General features: G+C 65.9%; 18 protein-coding genes. 11 read left to right on the top strand and 7 right to left on the bottom strand.

Features of this window, described 5'->3' with window-relative positions:
- Window positions 1-32 precede the first annotated feature (32 nt).
- Genes EJA05_RS25050 through EJA05_RS25060 form a run of 3 tightly spaced genes read left to right on the top strand, consistent with a single transcriptional unit; the run spans window position 33 to window position 3275 of the window.
- On the top strand, window positions 33-1055 hold the full coding sequence (locus EJA05_RS25050) for an alpha-ketoacid dehydrogenase subunit beta (RefSeq protein ID WP_125465699.1): 1023 nt from the start codon (window positions 33-35) through the stop codon (window positions 1053-1055).
- The gene (locus EJA05_RS25055) at window positions 1052-2158 is read left to right on the top strand and encodes an acetoin dehydrogenase dihydrolipoyllysine-residue acetyltransferase subunit (protein ID WP_125860570.1); all 1107 of its coding nucleotides are present in this window, start codon (window positions 1052-1054) and stop codon (window positions 2156-2158) included. The genes EJA05_RS25050 and EJA05_RS25055 overlap by 4 nt, the downstream gene beginning before the upstream one ends.
- Before the next feature lie 52 nt (window positions 2159-2210).
- A complete protein-coding gene (locus EJA05_RS25060; protein WP_223277232.1) occupies window positions 2211-3275 on the top strand; it encodes a 2,3-butanediol dehydrogenase in 1065 nt (354 codons plus the stop codon).
- A 294-nt stretch (window positions 3276-3569) separates the two neighbouring features.
- Here the strand turns inward: EJA05_RS25060 and EJA05_RS25070 are convergent, their stop codons facing one another.
- Entirely contained in the window at window positions 3570-4109 is a 540-nt protein-coding gene (locus EJA05_RS25070; protein ID WP_125860575.1) for a hypothetical protein, read from the bottom strand.
- Window positions 4110-4286: 177 nt separating this feature from the next.
- On the opposite strand from EJA05_RS25070, the gene prmA reads away from it, so the two are divergent.
- The 8 genes from prmA (at window position 4287) to EJA05_RS25110 (ending at window position 14987) form a co-directional block, all read left to right on the top strand.
- Window positions 4287-5165, top strand: coding sequence for a 50S ribosomal protein L11 methyltransferase (gene prmA, locus EJA05_RS25075; RefSeq protein ID WP_125860577.1), 879 nt, complete (start codon window positions 4287-4289; stop codon window positions 5163-5165).
- Between the two features lie 43 nt (window positions 5166-5208).
- Entirely contained in the window at window positions 5209-6555 is a 1347-nt protein-coding gene (locus EJA05_RS25080; protein WP_125860579.1) for a DUF3426 domain-containing protein, read from the top strand.
- Between the two features lie 197 nt (window positions 6556-6752).
- A complete protein-coding gene (dusB, locus tag EJA05_RS25085) occupies window positions 6753-7766 on the top strand; it encodes a tRNA dihydrouridine synthase DusB (protein WP_110992941.1) in 1014 nt (337 codons plus the stop codon).
- Window positions 7763-8083: a DNA-binding transcriptional regulator Fis gene (fis, locus tag EJA05_RS25090; RefSeq protein WP_125465705.1), complete on the top strand. Its 321-nt coding sequence runs from the start codon at window positions 7763-7765 to the stop codon at window positions 8081-8083. Before dusB ends, fis begins: the two co-directional genes overlap by 4 nt.
- A gap of 76 nt (window positions 8084-8159) precedes the next feature.
- The gene (gene purH, locus EJA05_RS25095; RefSeq protein ID WP_110992942.1) at window positions 8160-9767 is read left to right on the top strand and encodes a bifunctional phosphoribosylaminoimidazolecarboxamide formyltransferase/IMP cyclohydrolase; all 1608 of its coding nucleotides are present in this window, start codon (window positions 8160-8162) and stop codon (window positions 9765-9767) included.
- Between the two features lie 167 nt (window positions 9768-9934).
- On the top strand, window positions 9935-11230 hold the full coding sequence (gene purD, locus EJA05_RS25100; protein WP_125860581.1) for a phosphoribosylamine--glycine ligase: 1296 nt from the start codon (window positions 9935-9937) through the stop codon (window positions 11228-11230).
- Window positions 11231-11357: 127 nt separating this feature from the next.
- Complete coding sequence (locus EJA05_RS25105) at window positions 11358-14123, top strand: hybrid sensor histidine kinase/response regulator (RefSeq protein ID WP_125860583.1); 2766 nt, start codon at window positions 11358-11360, stop codon at window positions 14121-14123.
- 267 nt (window positions 14124-14390) lie between these two features.
- A complete protein-coding gene (locus EJA05_RS25110; RefSeq protein ID WP_125860584.1) occupies window positions 14391-14987 on the top strand; it encodes a MarC family protein in 597 nt (198 codons plus the stop codon).
- Window positions 14988-14993: 6 nt separating this feature from the next.
- Here EJA05_RS25110 and EJA05_RS25115 read toward each other — a convergent pair whose 3' ends face one another.
- The 6 genes from EJA05_RS25115 to cobG all read right to left on the bottom strand — a co-directional run bounded on the left by EJA05_RS25115 (window position 14994) and on the right by cobG (window position 20850).
- Window positions 14994-15617: a hypothetical protein gene (locus EJA05_RS25115; protein WP_125860586.1), complete on the bottom strand. Its 624-nt coding sequence runs from the start codon at window positions 15615-15617 to the stop codon at window positions 14994-14996.
- An 86-nt stretch (window positions 15618-15703) separates the two neighbouring features.
- Window positions 15704-16393 carry a hypothetical protein gene (locus EJA05_RS25120; protein WP_125860588.1) on the bottom strand — a complete coding sequence of 230 codons (690 nt, stop codon included), beginning with the start codon at window positions 16391-16393 and terminating at the stop codon, window positions 15704-15706.
- A gap of 96 nt (window positions 16394-16489) precedes the next feature.
- Window positions 16490-18181: a precorrin-3B C(17)-methyltransferase gene (cobJ, locus tag EJA05_RS25125; RefSeq protein ID WP_125860590.1), complete on the bottom strand. Its 1692-nt coding sequence runs from the start codon at window positions 18179-18181 to the stop codon at window positions 16490-16492.
- Window positions 18178-18912, bottom strand: coding sequence for a precorrin-2 C(20)-methyltransferase (locus EJA05_RS25130; RefSeq protein WP_125860592.1), 735 nt, complete (start codon window positions 18910-18912; stop codon window positions 18178-18180). The genes cobJ and EJA05_RS25130 overlap by 4 nt, the downstream gene beginning before the upstream one ends.
- Window positions 18909-19535 carry a precorrin-8X methylmutase gene (locus EJA05_RS25135; RefSeq protein WP_110992948.1) on the bottom strand — a complete coding sequence of 209 codons (627 nt, stop codon included), beginning with the start codon at window positions 19533-19535 and terminating at the stop codon, window positions 18909-18911. Before EJA05_RS25135 ends, EJA05_RS25130 begins: the two co-directional genes overlap by 4 nt.
- Window positions 19528-20850 carry a precorrin-3B synthase gene (cobG, locus tag EJA05_RS25140; RefSeq protein ID WP_125860594.1) on the bottom strand — a complete coding sequence of 441 codons (1323 nt, stop codon included), beginning with the start codon at window positions 20848-20850 and terminating at the stop codon, window positions 19528-19530. The genes EJA05_RS25135 and cobG overlap by 8 nt, the downstream gene beginning before the upstream one ends.
- Window positions 20851-21005 lie beyond the last annotated feature (155 nt).

Genomic DNA, 21005 nt, shown 5'->3' on the forward strand with positions numbered 1-21005 from the left:
CCCGGATTACAAGAACAAGAAGGAGCACCACCATGGCAAGAAAGATCAGCTACCAGCAGGCCATCAACGAAGCGCTGGCCCAGGAAATGCGCCGTGACAGCACGGTGTTCATCATCGGCGAGGACGTCGCCGGCGGCGCCGGTGCACCCGGCGAGGACGATGCCTGGGGCGGCGTGCTCGGCGTCACCAAGGGCCTGTACCACCAGTTCCCCGGCCGCGTGCTCGATGCACCGCTGTCGGAGATCGGCTATGTCGGGGCGGCCGTGGGCGCCGCCACCCAGGGCCTGCGACCGGTGTGCGAACTGATGTTCGTCGACTTCGCCGGCTGCTGCCTGGACCAGATCCTCAACCAGGCCGCCAAGTTCCGCTACATGTTCGGCGGCAAGGCGGTCACCCCGCTGGTGATGCGCACCATGTACGGCGCCGGCCTGCGCGCCGCCGCCCAGCACTCGCAGATGCTCACCTCGCTATGGACCCATATCCCCGGCCTGAAGGTGGTGTGCCCGGCGACGCCGTACGACGCCAAGGGCCTGCTGATCCAGGCGATCCGCGACAACGATCCGGTGATCTTCTGCGAGCACAAGTTGCTGTACAGCATGCAGGGCGAGGTGCCGGAAGAGGTCTACACGGTGCCGTTCGGCGAGGCCAACTTCGTCCGCGACGGCGACGACATCACTCTGGTGACCTACGGGCGCATGGTCCATGTGGCGCTGGAGGCGGCCAACAACCTGGCGCGCCAGGGCATCGACTGCGAAGTGCTGGACCTGCGCACCACCAGCCCATTGGATGAAGACAGCATCCTGGAAAGCGTCGAGAAGACCGGGCGCCTGGTGGTGATCGACGAAGCCAACCCACGCTGCTCGATGGCCACCGATATCAGTGCACTGGTGGCGCAGAAAGCGTTCGGCGCCCTCAAGGGCCCGATCGAGATGGTCACCGCGCCGCACACCCCGGTGCCGTTCTCCGACGCCCTGGAAGACCTGTACATCCCCGATGCGGCGAAGGTCGAGGCCGCCGTGCGCAAAGTGATCGAAGCTGCAAGGAGCGCCGCATGAGCCAGATCCACACACTGACCATGCCCAAGTGGGGCCTGTCGATGACCGAGGGCCGGGTGGACACCTGGCTCAAGCAGCAAGGCGATGAAATCCACAAGGGCGACGAAGTGCTGGACGTCGAGACCGACAAGATCAGCAGCAGCGTCGAAGCCCCGTTCAGCGGCGTATTGCGCCGGCTGGTGGCGCAGCCCGACGAAACCCTGCCGGTGGGCGCGCTGCTGGCAGTGGTGGTCGAAGGTGAAGCCGAAGAAGCCGAGATCGACGCCGTGGTGCAACGCTTCCAGGCCGAGTTCGTCGCCGAGGGCGGTGCTGAGCAAGCCCAGGGGCCGACGCCGCAGAAGGCCGAAGTGAACGGGCGCCTGCTGCGCTGGTTCGAGCTGGGCGAAGGCGGCACGCCGCTGGTGCTGGTGCACGGGTTCGGCGGCGACCTCAACAACTGGCTGTTCAACCACCCGGCATTGGCCGCCGAGCGGCGGGTCATCGCCCTCGACCTGCCCGGCCATGGCGAGTCGGCCAAGGCCCTGCAACAGGGCGATCTGGATGAGCTGAGCGACGCGGTGCTGGCCCTGCTCGACCACCTGGACATACCCCGTGCGCACCTGGCCGGCCACTCCATGGGCGGCGCGGTCAGCCTCAACCTCGCCCGCCGGGCGCCCCAGCGCGTGGCCAGCCTGAGCCTGATCGCCAGCGCCGGGCTCGGCGAGGCCATCAATGGCCAGTACCTGCAAGGCTTCGTCGCCGCCGCCAACCGCAATGCGCTGAAGGGGCCGATGAGCCTGCTGTTCGCCGACCCGGGGCTGGTCACCCGGCAACTGCTCGAAGACATGCTCAAGTTCAAGCGCCTGGAGGGCGTCGACAGCGCACTGCAGCAACTGTCGGCTGCCCTGGCCGACGGCGACCGGCAGCGCCACGACCTGCGCGCCGTGCTCGGCCAGCACCCGGCGCTGGTGCTGTGGGGCGCCGCCGACGCGATCATCCCGGCCAGCCATGCAGATAGCCTGGACGCCGAGGTGCAGGTGATCCCGGCAGTCGGCCACATGGTGCAGATGGAAGCCGCCGAGCAGGTCAACCAGCAGCTGCTGGCCTTCCTGCGCAAGCACTGACCCTTTTACGTGAGCCTGGAGAACAACAATGAACGACCTGAGCCACACCCATATGCGCGCCGCCGTCTGGCATGGCCGCCACGATATCCGCGTCGAACAGGTGCCGCTGCCCGCCGACCCGCCGCCCGGCTGGGTGCAGATCAAGGTGGACTGGTGCGGCATCTGCGGCTCGGACCTGCACGAGTACGTCGCCGGCCCCGTGTTCATCCCGGTCGAGGCGCCGCACCCACTGACCGGCATCCAGGGTCAGTGCATCCTCGGCCACGAGTTCTGCGGCGAGATCGTCCAGCTCGGGGATGGCGTGCAGGGCTACGCCGTGGGTGACCCGGTGGCGGCGGATGCCTGCCAGCACTGCGGCACTTGCTACTACTGCACCCACGGCCTGTACAACATCTGCGAGCAGCTGGCCTTCACCGGGCTGATGAACAACGGCGCCTTCGCCGAACGGGTCAACGTGCCGGCCAACCTGCTGTACAAGCTGCCCGAGGGCTTCCCGCGCGAGGCAGGGGCGCTGATCGAGCCGCTGGCGGTGGGCATGCACGCGGTGAAGAAGGCCGGCAGCCTGCTGGGGCAGAACGTGGTGGTGGTCGGTGCCGGCACCATCGGCCTGTGCACCATCATGTGCGCCAAGGCCGCCGGCGCGGCGCAGGTGATCGCCCTGGAAATGTCCTCGGCGCGCAAGGCCAAGGCGCTGGAAGTGGGAGCCAGCAGCGTGCTCGACCCCAGCCAGTGCGACGCCCTGGCCGAGATCCGCGCACTGACCGGCGGGCTGGGGGCCGATGTGAGTTTCGAGTGCATCGGCAACAAGCACACCGCCAAGCTGGCCATCGACACGATTCGCAAGGCCGGCAAGTGCGTGCTGGTGGGCATTTTCGAAGAACCCAGCGAATTCAACTTCTTCGAACTGGTGGCCACCGAGAAACAGGTGCTCGGCGCGCTGGCCTACAACGGCGAGTTCGCCGACGTGATCGCCTTCATCAATGACGGGCGCCTGGATATCCGGCCGCTGGTGACCGGGCGTATCGGGCTGGAGCAGATCGTCGAGCTGGGCTTCGAGGAGTTGGTCAACAACAAGGAGCACAACGTGAAGATCATCGTTTCGCCGGGCGCGTCGTGAGTGGTGAAAGGGCCCAGGCGCCAAAACCGATCGGTTAAGCGGCTTGCGGCCCTTTCGCTGGCAAGCCAGCTCCCACAGGGACAGCGCATGCCTTCAGGCCTTGCGCGCCCTTTGTAGGAGCGGCCTTGTGCCGCGAAAGGGCCGCAAAGCGGCCCCAGGATTTCAGCGTGAAAGCAGAAGTCGCCGGGGCTGCTCTGCAGCCCTTTCGCGGCACAAGGTCGCTCCTACAGCGGACGTGCAAGTTCATAGAGCGGGGGCTGGCTTGCCAGCGACTGGCTGCGCAGCAGCGCCCGGCTACTGCTGCCAGGCCAGCAGGAGCGAGGCTGCCTGCTCGGACCAAGCCTGCTGGTAAGCCTGGATATACCCCTGCAGGGCATCACCCGCATGACCTTGCTCCAGCAGTGCCTGCAGGTCCATCACATGATCGAACAGCACATCGCGCAGGCGCTGCACATAAAGCGTCGAATCTACCAGGTCGGCGGGGCGTCGCGACCAGTGGCGCCGCAGAGCGTCGTCATAGGCAGTGATAAAACGCACACTGACACTCTCAATCACGATTTCCACGCTTTCATGCTGGCTTTCCGGCACCTGCTCTCGCCATGGCTGCTCGGCGTCTGCCTCAGTCTCCGCAAACAACCCGCTGGCGCGCATGACCGAGGCCTGGTAAAGCGCCGACAGCAGCTCCGGGGTGAACGCCACTTCGGGCACCAGAAACTGGAATTCGACTGCAATCTGCTCTTCGATCACCGCCTGCAGCGACATCTGCGTGGCCAGACGCTCTTCGACAATTTCGCCCCATTGAGTCATCCGCGCGTCCAGTGTTTCGTTGCTCATCATCGGTACCTCACAGTGAATATGCCTGCAGTCTGACGCTGACCAGAGACCGATCCGCGGTATCTATTGCTATGCCCCGCTCGCCGCCTCACTCCCTTTTAGCGCCCGCCTGACGTAAACTGGCGCCCTTTCGCGCAGCCTCGGGCTGCCCCTGTCGATTTACCAAAGGTGCCCGCCATGCCCTGGCTGCAAGTACGCCTGGCCATCAGCCCGGAACAAGCCGAAACCTACGAAGACGCCCTGCTGGAAGTGGGTGCTGTGTCGGTGACCTTCATGGACGCCGAAGACCAGCCGATCTTCGAACCGGACCTCAACACCACCCCGCTGTGGTCGCACACCCACCTGCTGGCACTGTTCGAGGCCGATACCCAGCCCGACGCGGTATTCGCTCACCTGGCCCTGCTGACCGGCGCCGCACTGCCCGAGCACCAGGCCGAGGTGATCGAGGACCAGGACTGGGAGCGCAGCTGGATGGACGGTTTCCAGCCCATGCGCTTCGGCCAGCGCCTGTGGATCGTGCCGAGCTGGCACGAGGCGCCGGAAAAGGACGCGGTCAACCTGCTGCTCGACCCGGGCCTGGCGTTCGGCACCGGCACCCACCCGACCACTGCACTGTGCCTGGAATGGCTGGACGGCCAACAGCTGCAAGGCACCCAGGTGCTGGACTTCGGCTGCGGCTCGGGCATCCTCGCCATCGCCGCGCTGCTGCTCGGCGCCCGTGAAGCGGTCGGCACCGACATCGACGTGCAGGCGCTGGAAGCCTCGCGCGACAATGCCCAGCGCAATGGCATCGCCGACGACAGGTTCCCCCTGTACCTGCCCGAGCACATGCCGGCCATGCAGGCCGACGTGCTGGTCGCCAACATCCTGGCCGGCCCGCTGGTGGCGCTGGCGCCGCAACTGTCCGGCCTGGTACGCCCCGGCGGCCTGCTGGCGCTGTCGGGCATCCTTGCCGAACAGGGTGAGGAAGTGGCCGCGGCCTACGCCGCCGACTTCGATCTGGACCCTATTGCCGTGCGCGACGGCTGGGTACGGATCAGTGGTCGCCGCCGCTAACCGCGCCTAGACTCAACACCTGCACAGCCCCCCGGATCGCCGCATGACCGACAGTTTCGTCACCCAGTGCCCACATTGCCAGACCAGCTTTCGCGTCACCCATCACCAGTTGAGCGTGGCGCGTGGCGTGGTGCGCTGCGGCAACTGCCTGCAGGTGTTCAACGCCGCCAAGCAGTTGCTGGAGCAAAATCGCGCGGCGACGGGGCAGCCGGCAACTCCGGCCGCCGAGCCTGAGCAGGCGCCCGAGCCGGTCGTGGCACAGGTCGTGGCACAGGTCGTGGCACCGGCCATAGAGCCGGTGCCGCCGGTCAAGCAGGACTGGGCCAGCACCGCCGAGGCGCTGGAAGACTTCGACCTCGATCAGGAGCTGGCTCGCCTGGAACGGCGTAGCCCCGGCGACCGGCGGGCCGCCACACCAGCACCCACCTTGCATGCCAGCCGTGACGAGCACGGCATCGACGAACACAGCGACGAGCCATTCGGCACCGCCACCGACGACCCTGTCGAGCCCCTGGCGCAGCACACCGAGGCGCCGGTACTGGTCGAACAGGAGCCGCTGGACCTGGAGCCGGCTGCCGACGAACGCACAGAACCGACCCTGGGCAGCGCCGAGCTCGACCTCGGCGACGAACCAGCCGTCAGCCACCCAGCACAGGATGATGACCTCGACGCGCCGGTCGAGCGCTTGTCCAGCCGCGACGAGCCGCTCCCCGAGCCAGGCCTGTCGGCACTGGACGACGACCTGCGCAGCGAACGCCTGTCGGCCCGCGATGCGGACGAACTGGACGAACAGCCCGACGAGCGTGTGGAGCCGAGCCTGGCGCTCAAACCCGAGCGCACGCGCAAGGAACCGCTGGTCGATGTGGTCGACGACCCCTTGCAACTGGGCTGGGAAAAGCCCGCCCCGAACTGGGGCAAGCGCCTGTTGTGGGGGCTGCTGACGCTGCTGGCGGCCGGTTTGCTGGCATTCCAGTACATCTGGTACCACTTCGACGAAATGGCTCGCCAGGACCAGTACCGCCCGTGGTTCCAACAGCTGTGCCCGATGGTCGGCTGCCAGGTGCCGACCCGCGTCGACATTTCGCGGATCAAGAGCAGCAACCTGGTGGTGCGCAGCCACCCTGACTTCAAAGGCGCGCTGATCGTCGATGCGATCATCTACAACCGCGCCCCCTTCGCCCAACCTTTCCCGCTGCTGGAGCTGCGTTTCGCCGACCTCAATGGCCAGCTGATCGCCAGCCGACGCTTCAAGCCCAGCGAGTACCTGTCGGGGGAGCTGGCCGGCCGTGGCGAGATGCCCAGCCAGACACCGATCCACATCGCCCTGGACATCCTCGACCCGGGGCCCAAGGCGGTGAACTACAGCCTGAGCTTCCGCTCGCCGGAGTGAAGCAGCTGCAAGCTTCAAGCTGAAAGCTTCAAGAAAAAGCCGATCGGCATCTGTCTTGCAGCTTGAAGCTTGCCGCTTGAAGTTGCCGTCCGTTGTTCAGATTTTATCCAAATCCTTCTTTATCCGGTCATCGAGAGCGGGTATTATGCCCACCCTTTTTCGACTCCAATGATTCGGCCCCACAACAGGGAACACCTATGTCGGCGGTACGCATCGGCCCATACACACTGCACAACAACCTGATCCTTGCGCCAATGGCCGGGGTCACGGACCAACCTTTCCGTACGCTGTGCAAACGCCTGGGGGCGGGCATGGTGGTGTCGGAAATGGTGTCCAGCGACATGAGCCTGTGGAATAGCCGCAAGTCGAGCCTGCGCCGCATCCACGAAGGCGATCCCGAGCCGCGCTCGGTACAGATCGCCGGTGGTGACGCGCAGATGATGGCAGCCGCTGCACGGGCCAACGTCGAAGCTGGCGCCCAGATCATCGACATCAACATGGGTTGCCCGGCGAAAAAAGTCTGCAACAAGGCCGCCGGCTCTGCTTTATTGAGAGACGAAGCCCTGGTCAGCGAGATCCTCCACGCCGTGGTCGGCGCTGTCGAGGTGCCGGTGACCCTGAAGATCCGCACCGGCTGGGACCGGGCGAACAAGAACGGCCTGAACGTGGCGAAGATCGCCGAACAGGCCGGCATCCAGGCGCTGGCGGTGCATGGCCGCACACGCGCCGACCTGTACACCGGTGACGCCGAGTACGACACCATCGCCGCGATCAAGCAGGCGGTGTCGATCCCGGTATTCGCCAACGGCGACATCACCTCGCCGGAAAAGGCCCGGGCGGTGCTGGACGCCACCGGGGTCGACGGCCTGCTGATCGGCCGTGCCGCCCAAGGGCGGCCGTGGATTTTCCGCGAGATCGAGCATTACCTGCGCACTGGCGAGCACCTGCCCGCCCCTGCGCTGGACGAAGTGGAACGCATTCTGCTGGAACACCTGGCCGCGTTGCATGCCTTCTACGGCGATGTGATGGGCGTGCGGATCGCCCGCAAGCACGTTGGCTGGTACCTGGCAACCCGACCTGGCGGCAAGGAGTTCCGCAGCCAGTTCAACGCTTTGCAAGACACACAAGCGCAGTGCGCCAACGTTCAGGCTTATTTCGCCGAACGTCGACAGAGCCTTGGGACAGAGGACGAACAAGGGGTGGCCGCATGACGATGATGACCGAGACAATTGTGAGTGGAACAACGCCCGTGAGCGATAACGCCAACCTCAAGCAGCACCTGAACACGCCGAGCGAGGAGGGCCAGACCCTGCGCGACAGCGTCGAGAAGGCGCTGCACAACTACTTCGCCCACCTGGAAGGCGCTACCGTCACGGACGTGTACAACCTGGTGCTCTCCGAAGTCGAGGCGCCCCTGCTCGAAAGCGTGATGAACTACGTCAAGGGCAACCAGACCAAGGCCAGCGAGATGCTCGGGCTCAACCGAGGCACGCTGCGCAAGAAACTCAAGCAGTACGATCTGTTGTAAGGCCAGAACCCCAACCAAAAAGGCGCTCGTAACGAGGCGCCTTTTTTGCTGACTCCACCGCGTTATGGAATCTGAAATGACCGACCAGACTACCCGCCTGCCGATCCGCCGCGCTTTGATCAGCGTCTCCGACAAGACCGGGATCCTCGAATTTGCCCGTGAGCTGCAACAGCTCGGTGTCGAGATCCTGTCCACCGGCGGCACCTACAAGCTGCTCAAGGACAACGGCGTCAACGCGGTGGAAGTGGCCGACTACACCGGCTTCGCCGAAATGATGGATGGCCGGGTCAAGACCCTGCATCCGAAGATCCACGGCGGCATCCTCGGCCGTCGCGGCACCGACGACGCCATCATGAACGAGCACGGCATCAAGCCGATCGACCTGGTCGCGGTCAACCTGTACCCGTTCGAAGCCACCATCAGCAAGCCGGGTTGCGACCTGCCGACTGCCATCGAGAACATCGACATCGGCGGCCCGACCATGGTCCGTTCGGCAGCCAAGAACCACAAAGACGTGGCCATCGTGGTCAACGCCAGCGACTACGCCGGTATCGTCGAAGGCCTGAAGGCCGGCGGCCTGACCTACGCCCAGCGCTTCGACCTGATGCTCAAGGCGTTCGAGCACACCGCCGCCTATGACGGCATGATCGCCAACTACATGGGCAGCATCGACCAGACCCAGGACACCCTGTCCACCGAAGGCCGCAGCGAGTTCCCGCGCACCTTCAACAGCCAGTTCGTCAAGGCCCAGGAAATGCGCTACGGCGAGAACCCGCACCAGAGCGCGGCGTTCTACGTTGAAGCGAAGAAAGGCGAAGCCAGCATCTCCAGCGCCATCCAGCTGCAAGGCAAGGAGCTGTCGTTCAACAACGTGGCCGACACCGACGCCGCGCTGGAATGCGTGAAGAGCTTCGTCAAGCCGGCCTGCGTCATCGTCAAGCACGCCAACCCGTGCGGCGTCGCGGTCGTGCCGGAAAACGAAGGCGGCATCCGCAAGGCCTACGACCTGGCCTACGCCACCGACACCGAATCGGCCTTCGGCGGCATCATCGCCTTCAACCGCGAGCTGGATGGCGAAACGGCGCAAGCCATCGTCGACCGCCAGTTCGTCGAAGTGATCATCGCCCCGAAAATCTCCCAGGCCGCCCGCGACGTGGTGGCCGCCAAGCAGAACGTACGCCTGCTGGAGTGCGGCGAGTGGCCAGCCGAGCGTGCCGCCGGTTGGGACTTCAAGCGCGTCAACGGTGGCCTGCTGGTGCAGAGCCGCGATATCGGCATGATCACTGCCGATGACCTGAAGATCGTCACCAAGCGTGCGCCGACCGAACAGGAAGTCCACGACCTGGTGTTTGCCTGGAAAGTGGCCAAGTTCGTCAAGTCCAACGCCATCGTCTACGCCAAGCAGCGCCAGACCATCGGTGTCGGCGCCGGCCAGATGAGCCGCGTCAACTCGGCGCGTATCGCGGCGATCAAGGCCGAACATGCTGGCCTGCAGGTACAGGGTGCGGTCATGGCCTCGGATGCGTTCTTCCCGTTCCGTGACGGCATCGACAACGCGGCTAAAGTGGGTATCAGCGCGGTTATCCAGCCGGGTGGCTCGATGCGCGATGCCGAAGTCATCGCCGCTGCCGACGAAGCCGGTATCGCGATGGTGTTCACCGGCATGCGCCACTTCCGCCACTGACAGCAGCGGCAAGCTTCAAGCTGCAGGTTGTAAGCAAGAGCAGTCCACACCAGCCTTGGCTTGCAGCGACAGCCACTAGAATCCCCAGGCTGCATGCATTGAGTAGCAAAGCGCGATCCGCTTTTTCTTGATGCTTGCAGCTTGCAGCTTCTCCGAAGGAGTCTGTAATGAAAGTTTTGATCATCGGCAGCGGCGGCCGTGAGCACGCCCTGGCCTGGAAAGTCGCCCAGGACCCACGGGTCGAGAAAGTCTTCGTGGCGCCAGGCAACGCCGGCACCGCCACCGAAGCCAAGTGCGAAAACGTCGCCATCGACGTGACCGCCCTGGAGCAACTGGCCGACTTCGCCGAAAAGAACGTTGACCTGACCATCGTCGGCCCAGAGGCCCCGCTGGTCATCGGCGTGGTCGACCTGTTCCGCAGCCGCGGCCTGGACTGCTTCGGTCCGACCAAGGGCGCTGCCCAGCTGGAAGGCTCCAAGGCCTTCACCAAGGACTTCCTGGCCCGCCACAAGATCCCGACCGCCGACTACCAGAACTTCACCGAGATCGAGCCGGCCCTGGCTTATCTGCGTGAAAAAGGCGCACCGATCGTGATCAAGGCCGACGGCCTGGCCGCCGGTAAAGGCGTGATCGTCGCCATGACCCTGCAGGAAGCCGAAGACGCCGTGCGCGACATGCTCGCCGGCAATGCCTTCGGTGAAGCCGGTTCGCGCGTGGTAATCGAAGAGTTCCTCGACGGCGAGGAAGCCAGCTTCATCGTCATGGTCGACGGCCACAACGTGCTGCCGATGGCCACCAGCCAGGACCACAAGCGTGTCGGCGACCAGGACACCGGCCCGAACACCGGCGGCATGGGCGCTTACTCCCCGGCCCCGGTGGTCACCGCCGACGTGCACCAGCGCGTGATGGACCAGGTGATCTGGCCGACCGTGCGCGGCATGGCCGAGGAAGGCAACGTCTACACCGGCTTCCTCTACGCGGGCCTGATGATCGACAAGGCGGGCAACCCCAAGGTCATCGAATTCAACTGCCGCTTCGGCGACCCGGAAACCCAGCCAGTCATGCTGCGCCTGGAGTCGAGCCTGGTGCTGCTGGTCGAAGCCGCCTTCGCCAAGGCCCTGGACAAAGTCGAAGCGCAGTGGGACCCGCGCCCGAGCCTGGGCGTGGTACTGGCTGCCGGTGGCTACCCGGGTGACTACGCCAAGGGCGCTGCGATCAGCGGCCTGGACGCTGCCGCCAAGCTCGAAGGCAAGGTGTTCCATGCCGGTACCGCGCTGAAGGATGGCCAAGTGGTCAGCGCCGGTGGCCGCGTACTCTGCGCCACCGCCATGGGTGATACCGTCGAGGCCGCCCAGCAACAGGCCTACCGCCTGGCCAAAGAGGTCAAGTGGGAAGGCAGCTTCTACCGCAACGACATCGGCTACCGGGCCATTGCTCGCGAGCGCGGTGAACACCAGCAGTGATGCTGTAGCCCTGGGCCGTTGCGCTCGGCCCTCGGCTCGTCGGCAAGGCCCCCGCAGGGCCTTGCCTTCGCCTTGGCGCGCCGCGCATAGTTGCTATCCGGCACATTAGCTAAGAAGGGATTTCGTCGTGCGTCGGCTTCGGATTGCCACAGCCCTGATCATCAGCCTGCTGACCCTGTTCTGCCTGCTCCCGGCTGCGGCCGAAGACGCCGGCGGCTGGTCGGTGCTGCTCGACGAACAGGCCAATCTGCAGCTTTCCGACGTACGCTCCGAGCGTTACCGCAACCAGTTCAGCCCCCTGCCGCTCGACGAACTGGACGCCGCCCTCCCCGACCAGGCCCTGTGGCTGCACTACCGCCTGGAACCCGGCGAGCAGGAGCAGTTGCTGCGCATCTTCGCCCCCGACCTGTCACGTATCGACCTCTACGCCCTCGAAGGCGGCAAGCTGCTGCGCCAGCTGCACCACGGGCGCCAGGGCGAGACCAGCACCTTGTCGATCAATGGCAGCGACCACGTGTTGCCACTGCCACGCAGCAGCCAGGCGGTGGATGTATACCTGCGGCTGGTGTCGGAACACCAGTTGCGCCCGGCCATCAGCCTGGAACCTGCCGCCGAGGCCGCATCCGACCAGCGCCAGCCGCTGCTGTTCGGCCTGTTGTTCGGTGGCCTGGTGATGCTGATCCTGCACAACCTGATCCGCTTCGCCTACAGCCGCTCCAGCACCACCCTGATCCTGGCGCTCTACCACGCCCTGATGCTGCTCAGCGCACTCATTCTGCTCAACCTCAGCGGCCCCTGGTGGCACCTGTGGTACAGCGCCCAGACCCCAGCCGCCTACCTGACCCTGATGCTGGCCGGGCTGTCCGGCCTCTACTTCACCCTGCATTTCTTCGCCCCCTGCAGCTCGACACGCATGAGCCGCCTGCTGCACGCAGAGATGCTGGTGGCCGCTGTCAGTGGCCTGGTGCTGCTGTTCGTCGACACCCTGCCGCTGAACCTGATGACCTACGCCCTGCTTGCCCTGGGTAGCCTGAGCATGCTGCTGGTCAGCAGCTATCACTGGTACAAGGGCTATGGCCCGGCGCGGCTGTTCGCCCTGGCCATGCTGGTGTACAACATCGGCGGCCTGGTGCTGCTGCCGGCACTGCTCGGCCTTACGCGCACCCCCACACCCTGGCTGCTGTGCATCCTGATGGTGCTGACTGTGGTCAGCGGCCTGCTGCTCAACCTGGCCGTCAGCGAGCGCCTGCGGCGCATCAGCGAGGAGCGCTTCCGCGCCAGCCGAGCCCTGGCCGCCAGCGATGCCGAGATCAACGCCAAGGCCGAGTTCCTGGCCAAGATCAGTCACGAGATCCGTACCCCCATGAACGGCGTGCTGGGCATGACCGAGCTGCTGCTGGGCACGCCACTGTCGGTCAAGCAGCGCGACTACGTGCAGACCATCCACAGCGCCGGCAACGAACTGCTCACCCTGATCAACGAAATCCTCGACATCTCCAAGCTCGAATCGCGGCAGATCGAACTGGACGACGTGCAGTTCGACCTCAACGCCTTGATCGAAGACTGCCTGAACATCTTCCGGGCCAAGGCCGAGCAGCAGAACATCGAGCTGATCAGTTTCACCCAGCCACAGGTGCCACGGGTGGTCAGCGGCGACCCGACCCGCCTGCGCCAGGCCCTGTCGAGCCTGCTCGACAATGCGCTGAAGAACACTGAACAGGGCGAGATCCTGCTGGTGGTGGCGCTGGACCAGCGCGGCGACACCCCGCGCCTGCGCATTGCCGTGCAGGACAGCGGCGCACCCATGGCGCCGGCCGAGCGCGACGCCCTGCTGCAGGCCGAACTGCACAGCCGCCACTTCCTCTCCAGCAACAAGCTCGGCGGCCACCTCGGGCTGGTGATCGCCAAGCAGCTGATCGGCCTGATGCAGGGGGAGTTCGGCATCAAGACCAGCACCAGCATGGGCAACACACTGTGGCTGACGCTGCCGCTCGACCCGCACCGTCTGGAGCAACCGCCGACCGACCTCGACAGCCCGCTGCGCGACGCGCGGGTGCTGGTGGTCGACGACAACGACACCTGCCGCAAGGTCCTGGTGCAGCAATGCAGCGCCTGGGGCATGAACGTCAGCGCCGTGCCTTCCGGCAAGGAGGCGCTGGCCCTGCTGCGCACCAAGGCGCACCTGCGCGACTATTTCGACGTGGTGCTGCTCGACCAGAACATGCCCGGCATGACCGGCATGCAGCTGGCAGCGAAGATCAAGGAAGACCCAAGCCTGAACCACGACATCCTGGTGGTCATGCTCACCGGCATCAGCAATGCGCCGAGCAAGGTCATCGCCCGCAATGCCGGGGTCAAGCGCATCCTTGCCAAGCCCGTGGCCGGCTACACGCTCAAGACCACCCTGGCCGAAGAGCTGGCCCTGCGCGGCCGCGAACTGGCCGCACCGCCATTGCCACCGGGCATCCAGCAACCCCTGGACCTGCCGCACGACTTCCGCGTACTGGTGGCCGAGGACAACAGCATCTCGACCAAGGTCATCCGCGGCATGCTCGGCAAGCTCAACCTCGAACCGGACACCGCCAGCAATGGTGAAGAGGCCCTGCAGGCGATGAAAGCCAAGCGCTACGACCTGGTGCTGATGGACTGCGAAATGCCGGTGCTCGACGGTTTCTCCGCCACGCAACAGTTGCGAGCCTGGGAAACCGCCAACCAGCGCCCGCGCACCCCGGTGGTGGCGCTGACCGCGCACATCCTCGCCGAACACAAGGAACGCGCACGCCTGGCCGGCATGGACGGGCACATGGCCAAGCCGGTGGAACTGTCGCAGCTGCGTGAGCTGATCCAGTTCTGGGCGGGGCAGCGCCAGGTAGTGACCGCGCCTCTCGAGTGATGCGACTGGCCCTTTCGCCGGCAAGCCGGCTCCCACACTGGCCGCGCCGACCTCGAAGCAAGCATCGTACCTGTGGGAGCTGGCTTGCCAGCGATGAGGCCAGCACTGACAACATAAGACAGTTGCTCCCACACTGGCCGCGCCGACCTCGAGCCTTGTGCAGTTCCTGTAGGAGCCGCCCGGCTACAGGGGCGCGAAGCGGCCCCAACAGCCGTCAAACCTGCTGATACACTTGCCCGCACCTACTCCCGCTGCGGACCCACCCCCATGCTCCATGAGTTGTTCAGCGTCTACCTGAAAATGCTCGTGCTCTACAGCCCGTTCTTCGTGCTGTCGTGCTTCATCAGCCTGACCCGAGGCCATTCCAGCAAGGAGCGCAAGCAACTGGCCTGGCGCGTGGCCATCGCCACGCTCATCGCCAGTGTGCTGCTGTACCTGTTCGGGCGGGTGATCTTCGGCGTGTTCGGCATCACCGCCGACGCCTTCCGTATCGGCGCCGGTTCGGTGCTGTTCATCTCGGCGCTGGCCATGGCCCAGGGCAAGTCGGCGATCCAGACCGACAATGTGCAGCAGGACGTGACCATCGTGCCGCTGACCATCCCGCTGACCGTCGGCCCGGGCACCATCGGTGCGCTGTTGGTGATGGGGGTGGGCCAACCGCACTGGGACGACAAGCTGCTGGCCATCGTCAGTATCGCCCTGGCCAGCTTCACCGTCGGCCTGGTGCTGTACCTCTCGCACCGCATTGAACGCCTGCTCGGCGACCAGGGCCTGCAGATCGTCAGCCGGCTGATGGGCCTGTTCGTCTGCGCCCTGGCGGCGCAGATCATCTTTACCGGGATCAAGGGCTACATGGTGCCGTAACGCGCCTCAGATCTCGAAGGACAGGATCTGCTGCCGGGCAACCTTCTCCAGGCGCTGCTCCACCAGGCTGCGATACGCCTGGTCGAACAAGCGCGTATTGAAGCGCACCAGCTCTGCCTGCACCCGCGTCGCTTCACGACTGCGAAGCAAAAAACCGGTGTTGAGCATGTCGCGTTCGCAGTGTTCGCGGTAGAGCACCAGGTCCACATATCCCGGCTTGCTGGGTGCACACGGCAACAGTTGAAAAACCCCGCGCTCGCGGGTTCGTTGCTCGAAGTTGAGCAAGGCCCAATCACTCCGGGCCAACCCCGCCATCGCCAGCCCCAGTGCGGTCGCGTAGTGCTCACCCGCCGTGGCATCGATGCGCCGCAACGCGGCATTGACGATACCGGGGCGCTCGAGCCCAGGCCAATGCACCTGCTCGGCCGACAAGCCATCCCATCCGTAATACTGCAGTTGCCTGCGGTAGTGGCTGAACCAGTCGGTCACCAATCCCTGCTCATGGTCGGTACGCGTCACGCGCTCCGCCATCAACGCCGCCAGCTGCACCGCGCTGCGCTGCGCGGGTGTAACGCCAGGCAAGAACGCGACCAGGCTGCTGCCCGCCACCGCCGCTCTGTACTTGTTCATGATGCATGCCCCCTTGTCAGCGCCCGGCCTTGTCTGCCGGGCAAGCCTGGCCACCGCCACAAAGGACGGCGACCACGGTTCATGGATCAGAAATCGTATTGCAGCACGTTCTCGAAACGACGATCACCCAAGCGCTTCTCCACATGCTCGCGCACGCGGGCATAGTGATGATTGTTGAAGGTGAGCAACGCGGTACCCGAGTAGTGGTAGGTGTCGGTGCTTTTCCATTCGAAGGCCACGGTATCCAGATCGCGGCTCATGCCCTTGGTGCTGACGGCGGTCTGCACCATCATCAGTTGCCCGTCTTCGGTTTCAAGGCAAGCCGCCAGGCCAATGGTCCCGACCAGCTTGTCCTTGAAGTTGTGCTTGAAGATGTCCTGGGCCTCGGTAATTTGCCCCAGGCCTTCAAGGGCAGCCTCGGCCACTTTGCCGATGGCCTCGGCAACCGGCCCACCGAACGCGGCCTGGCCGACAACGCGCATGGCCTTGAAGGCGACGGCGCCCAGCGTGAGGGACTGCGAGTCAGAGATTTCGCGCTCGTAGGTACGACGCACGGTCAGCCAGCCCAAGTCCTCCATCACTTTCAGGTTCTGCTTGTACCAGGCCTCGCTCTGGTTCTCGCTGTCATACAGCCTGGAAGCCACAAGCGAGGCGAACTGGTACGAATTCATGACGTCGGTACGATTCTGCAGGCTCATACCGGCAGCGAAGGCCATCAGCGACTGCTCGACGACGGCAGCGGAATGGGTATCGGCGATCAGGTTATTGCTCATCATGCATATCCTTGAGTCAGAACCCGGCGGATGCCGGGTGAGACTCGAAGACTATGCAGGTAAGAATGTGCCGTTCAGCAGGCCAGCCTTCCTCGCAGGTCAGGCTTTCGCGGGGTACCAGCGCGGCGTGTAGACCCACTGGTTGCCGTCGGCACGGGGGAAGGTGCAGGTGGTCGACGAACCGACCAGCACCATGGTGCGCATGTCGACCATCTCGGGCAGCAGCTCACCCAGGGTGACCGTCCTGAGGGTCTGCCCCGGGCGCCCGATGTCACGCCCCAGCACTACCGGCGTATGCCCCTCACGATGGCGGCGCACCACTTCCAGTGCATGGCCCAGCTGATGCGGCCGCGACCTGGAAATCGGGTTGTAGAACGCCAGCACCAGGTCGGCCTGGGCCGCCAGGTCGAGGCGTTTCTCGATGATCGACCAGGGTTTGAGGTTGTCCGACAGCGACATCACGCAGAAGTCGTGGCCCAAGGGTGCACCGGCTTGTGCGGCGGTGGCCAGAGAGGCAGAGACGCCCGGCAGGATCTCAAGATCGACCCGCTGCCAGGCCGGGTCACTGGATTCGTGCAGCGCCTCGAGTACCGCGGCAGCCATGGCGAACACGCCCGGGTCGCCCGACGACACCACCACCACCGAGCGCCCTTGCGCCGCCAGCTCGAACGCATGGCGGGCACGCTGCATCTCTTCGCGGTTGTCGGTGCAGTGCAGCACCTGGTCGTCGCGGAACGGGCCGGCCATGCGCACGTAGGTTTCATAGCCCAGCACATCCTGGGCCCGGGCCAGTTCGGCCTTGACCGCCGGCACCATCAACTCGGCGGCGCCAGGGCCCAGGCCGATCACGGCCAGGCGGCCACGACGGCGACCCAGTTGCGCGCTGTCGACCGGCATTGCAGCAACCGCCACAGCCAACCCGGCATGGGTTTCGACCCGCGCCTGCGGCAGCGTATCGGCCAGCATCTGTTCAAGGCTGCTGGCAGCAGGGGCGAAGCGCAGGGCAAGGTTCAGGCTTTGCGCAGCCTCGTGCAGAGCCGGCTCGGCCATGTCGGCTTCGCTTGCCAGCAAGCAGGCCAGCGCCGCTTCGGCGATACCCGCCGCCTGCAAGGCTTCACGCACCTGCTGGGCCAGGTCGGCGCCACCGGCAGCAACCGCCACCACCACGCAACGGGCATGGATCACCAGCTCATCCCGGTTGGCCGGGCGCGCCGCACTGCCCACATGGAGGGTGCGCTGCGCGTTGTCGCTGACCGGCAACTGGGCACGGTCGAGCCAGGGTGCATCGCCTTCGATGCGCAGCGCTTCCCCGGCCAGCAGGTCGGAGACAAAACGCTTGCCCTGCTCCAGGTCCGCCAGGGCATAGCCCTCTGGCGGGTTGAGCAGGCAGGTGCCGAAACGCAGCTCACCACTGGTGGTGATCGCGGCAGTCACGCCCAATGCCTCGGCGATTTCCCGAGCCATGACATTGACCCCGCCCAGCCCACCGAGCAGCGGCACCACGGCGCTGCCGTCCTCGGCCACGGCCAGCACCGGCGGCTCTGTGCCTTTCTCGTCGAGCAGCGGCGCCAGGCTGCGGATCACGATACCGGCCGCGCACAGGGCGATGATCGGGGTGTCCTGCCGATACAGGACCCGCAGGGTGTCGCCGAATGCGCTGTAGTAGCTGTCGGCCCCTTCCACGCGCCCTTGCAGGCCATGGATCACCGCCTGTGGATAACGTTGCTGAATGCGCTGCGCGGTCGCCAGGCTGCCGGGGCCGAGAATGACGATGGCCGGTGCGTTGTTCATCCCTGCCATTTTTCACCCGGCACGATGATCAGCGAGAAGTACGGCGAGGACTGCGGGTCCACCTCGTCCAGCGCGACGATTTTCTGGTTGGCCATGGTCGCCCGCTCGACGTACAGCGCGCGGCCATCCATGCCCAATTCTGTGAGCGCCTGGCGAACCTTGGGGAAGTTGCGCCCCAGCTTCATGATCACCGCCGCATCGGCATCGGCCAGGCGCCGCTTGAGCTCGTCGGCAGGCAGCACGCCGGAGAGCACGGTCAGGGTCTGGTTGCGATACACCAGTGGCGCGCCCAGCACCGAGGCACCGCCGAGCATCGAGCAGACGCCCGGGATCACCTGGGCCTCGTAGCGCGACGCCAGGCGGTCATGCAGGTACATGTAGGAGCCGTAGAAGAACGGGTCGCCCTCGCAGATCACCGCCACGTCGCGGCCGGCGTCGAGGTGTTCGGCCACCTGCACACTGGCTTCGTCGTAGAAGTCGCTGATCACCTGCTCGTAGGACAGCGGCGCCGGCAGCGCTTCGGTGGTCACCGGGTACACCAGCGGCAGCAGGGTCTGCGCGGCCTGCAGGTGCGCCTCAATGATGCCGAAGGCGTTGCCACGCTTGCCCTTGGCCACGAAGTACGCCACCACCGGCGCTTCACGCAGCAGGCGCAGGGCCTTGATCGTGATCAGTTCGGGGTCGCCCGGGCCCACGCCCAGGCCCAGCAGTCGTCCGCGTGCCTGCATCATTCCACCTCCGTGGCGAGGGCATTGACCGCGGCGGCGGCCATGGCGCTGCCGCCCAGGCGGCCCTGCATGATCACGAAAGGCACGCCGCGGCTGTCGGCGGCAAGCATGGCCTTGGACTCGGCAGCCCCGACAAAGCCGACCGGGAAGCCAAGGATCAGCGCAGGCTTGGGTGCACCGGCATCGATCATTTCCAGCAGGTAGAACAACGCGGTCGGCGCGTTGCCGATCACCACCACGCTGCCTTCCAGGTGCGGGCGCCACAGCTCCAGGGCCACCGCCGAGCGGGTGTTGCCCTCGGCCTTGGCCAGCTCCGGCACGCTGGGGTCGCGCAGGGTGCAGATCACCGGGTTGTTCGCCGGCAGGCGCGCGCGGGTGATGCCTTCGGCGACCATGTGCGCGTCACACAGGATCGGCGCCCCCTTGGCCAGGGCTTCACGCCCAGCGGTGCCGGCGCCCTCGGAGAACTGCAGGCCGTCGATGGCCTCGACCATGCCGCAGGCATGGATCACGCGCACGGCGAGCTTCTCCAGGTCGGCGGGAATGCGCTCGAGCCGGGCCTCCTCGCGAATGATGCGGAATGAATTGCGATAGATCTCCTGACCATCGCGGATGTAATCAATCATCAAGGTGCTCCGTCGGCAGGTCGAGCATGGCGCCTGCTTCTTCTGGGGTGAGGTTGGCGGCGCGCAGCCTGCCGAAACCCGGCAGGCGCGCATCGCGCAGGTAAAGGTCGTAGCGGCCCGGGGCGCAGGCCAGCAAGGTGGCCGGGGCGACATGGGCCACGGCGCAGGAACGGGGGCAGGCGGACAGGTGCACGCTGGCGGGGGCGCCATGCTGCAGCCGGGCGGCCAGGGCAACGGCGTCAGCCTTGGTGTCGGCCAGGCCCTTGGCACAGCCGCTGGAGCCGGTGCAGGCGGTGACACGGGCCAGTGGCTGGTCAGGGGCGCAGAGCAGGCCCAGCGCCGCGAGCTGAACGCGAGCCTGGTCGATAGCGTTCTGGGCTACCGAAGTCAGCACCAGGCTCTGCCAGGGGCTCAGGCGCAGGCTGCCGTCCCCCCACTGCCGGGCAATGTGCGCAGCACCACGCAGCATGGCCGGGGTCAGGCGCCCCAACGGCGGGGCCACGCCTAGGGCCACGCCTTGACCTTGCGCCAACACGCCCAGCCAGGCGCCCGGTGCCTGAGCACGCCGCCAGCTCCGCACGGCATCGTCGCGGCGGATGTCCAGCCCATCGATGAACTGCTCGACGCTGCAGGTCGCCAGCAACTGACGCATGCGCGACTGCTCGGGCGTGGCCAGGTCGAGAAAGCGCGCAAGCACTGCCCTGACCAGCGCCAACCCCTGCTCCACCGGCACCGCGCCCACTGGCGGGTCGACCGGGCAGCCGGCCAGGCCGAACATCAGCCAGGTGCGCTGCTCCAGCCGTGCGGCGCACAGCCACAGGTCATGGGGGTGTTCGAGCATCGCCAGCCCTTCACCGCCGTCGAGCTGCACGGCGAACTTGGCCGACAGCTCATGGAAGCGTGGTGTGCCTTCGAGCAGGTCGAGGATCTGCCCGGCCAAGGGCCGGGTGTCGAACAGCATGCTCGGGTCGAGCCCGGCCAGCGGGCTGAGCATCAGGTTGCGCACATCGTCGCCGGCCGCCTCGCGCGGGCCCAGGCCCGCCGCCAGCAGGTATTCAACCAGCCCGTGGTGGTCGTTGCCGATGCCACGGATCTGCAGGTTGCCGCGGTTGGTCGCCTCGATCACCCCGCCAGCGAAGCGCTCGGCGGCGTCGGCCACGGCCTCGGCCTGGTCAGCCAGCAGCAGCCCGCCGGGCAGCTTGATCCGGCAGATGCCGCCATCGCGCGCGGCGACGACGCGCCACAACCCCGGGCAGGCCGAGGGACGAGGCGTAATGTTGGGGGGCTGGGCCTGCTTCAAAGGGGCATCCGGCAATCGTGAAGGTGCGCTTCAGTGTAGAAGGCGCGGTATTATGCCTGCTTTGTCCGGCGGCATGAAAAGCCGGTGGTCGAGCATCTGCTGCGATTGAGCAGAAATTCTGAACCGCATCGCCTGCTTCGCGGGTAAACCCGCTCCCACAGCATCACATC

It is taken from the genome of Pseudomonas oryziphila (assembly GCF_003940825.1).
Classification (GTDB): domain Bacteria; phylum Pseudomonadota; class Gammaproteobacteria; order Pseudomonadales; family Pseudomonadaceae; genus Aquipseudomonas; species Aquipseudomonas sichuanensis.

Excerpts from the sequence above, each read along its gene's own strand:
- EJA05_RS25115 (WP_125860586.1), bottom strand. The coding sequence starts at position 15,617 with ATGAACAAGTACAGAGCGGCGGTGGCGGGCAGCAGCCTGGTCGCGTTC.
- fis (WP_125465705.1), top strand. The coding sequence starts at position 7,763 with ATGACGATGATGACCGAGACAATTGTGAGTGGAACAACGCCCGTGAGC.
- EJA05_RS25080 (WP_125860579.1), top strand. The coding sequence starts at position 5,209 with ATGACCGACAGTTTCGTCACCCAGTGCCCACATTGCCAGACCAGCTTT.
- EJA05_RS25130 (WP_125860592.1), bottom strand. The coding sequence starts at position 18,912 with ATGATGCAGGCACGCGGACGACTGCTGGGCCTGGGCGTGGGCCCGGGC.
- EJA05_RS25135 (WP_110992948.1), bottom strand. The coding sequence starts at position 19,535 with ATGATTGATTACATCCGCGATGGTCAGGAGATCTATCGCAATTCATTC.
- prmA (WP_125860577.1), top strand. The coding sequence starts at position 4,287 with ATGCCCTGGCTGCAAGTACGCCTGGCCATCAGCCCGGAACAAGCCGAA.
- EJA05_RS25070 (WP_125860575.1), bottom strand. The coding sequence starts at position 4,109 with ATGAGCAACGAAACACTGGACGCGCGGATGACTCAATGGGGCGAAATT.
- EJA05_RS25060 (WP_223277232.1), top strand. The coding sequence starts at position 2,211 with ATGCGCGCCGCCGTCTGGCATGGCCGCCACGATATCCGCGTCGAACAG.
- EJA05_RS25050 (WP_125465699.1), top strand. The coding sequence starts at position 33 with ATGGCAAGAAAGATCAGCTACCAGCAGGCCATCAACGAAGCGCTGGCC.
- dusB (WP_110992941.1), top strand. The coding sequence starts at position 6,753 with ATGTCGGCGGTACGCATCGGCCCATACACACTGCACAACAACCTGATC.
- EJA05_RS25055 (WP_125860570.1), top strand. The coding sequence starts at position 1,052 with ATGAGCCAGATCCACACACTGACCATGCCCAAGTGGGGCCTGTCGATG.
- EJA05_RS25120 (WP_125860588.1), bottom strand. The coding sequence starts at position 16,393 with ATGATGAGCAATAACCTGATCGCCGATACCCATTCCGCTGCCGTCGTC.
- purD (WP_125860581.1), top strand. The coding sequence starts at position 9,935 with ATGAAAGTTTTGATCATCGGCAGCGGCGGCCGTGAGCACGCCCTGGCC.
- cobJ (WP_125860590.1), bottom strand. The coding sequence starts at position 18,181 with ATGAACAACGCACCGGCCATCGTCATTCTCGGCCCCGGCAGCCTGGCG.
- purH (WP_110992942.1), top strand. The coding sequence starts at position 8,160 with ATGACCGACCAGACTACCCGCCTGCCGATCCGCCGCGCTTTGATCAGC.
- EJA05_RS25110 (WP_125860584.1), top strand. The coding sequence starts at position 14,391 with ATGCTCCATGAGTTGTTCAGCGTCTACCTGAAAATGCTCGTGCTCTAC.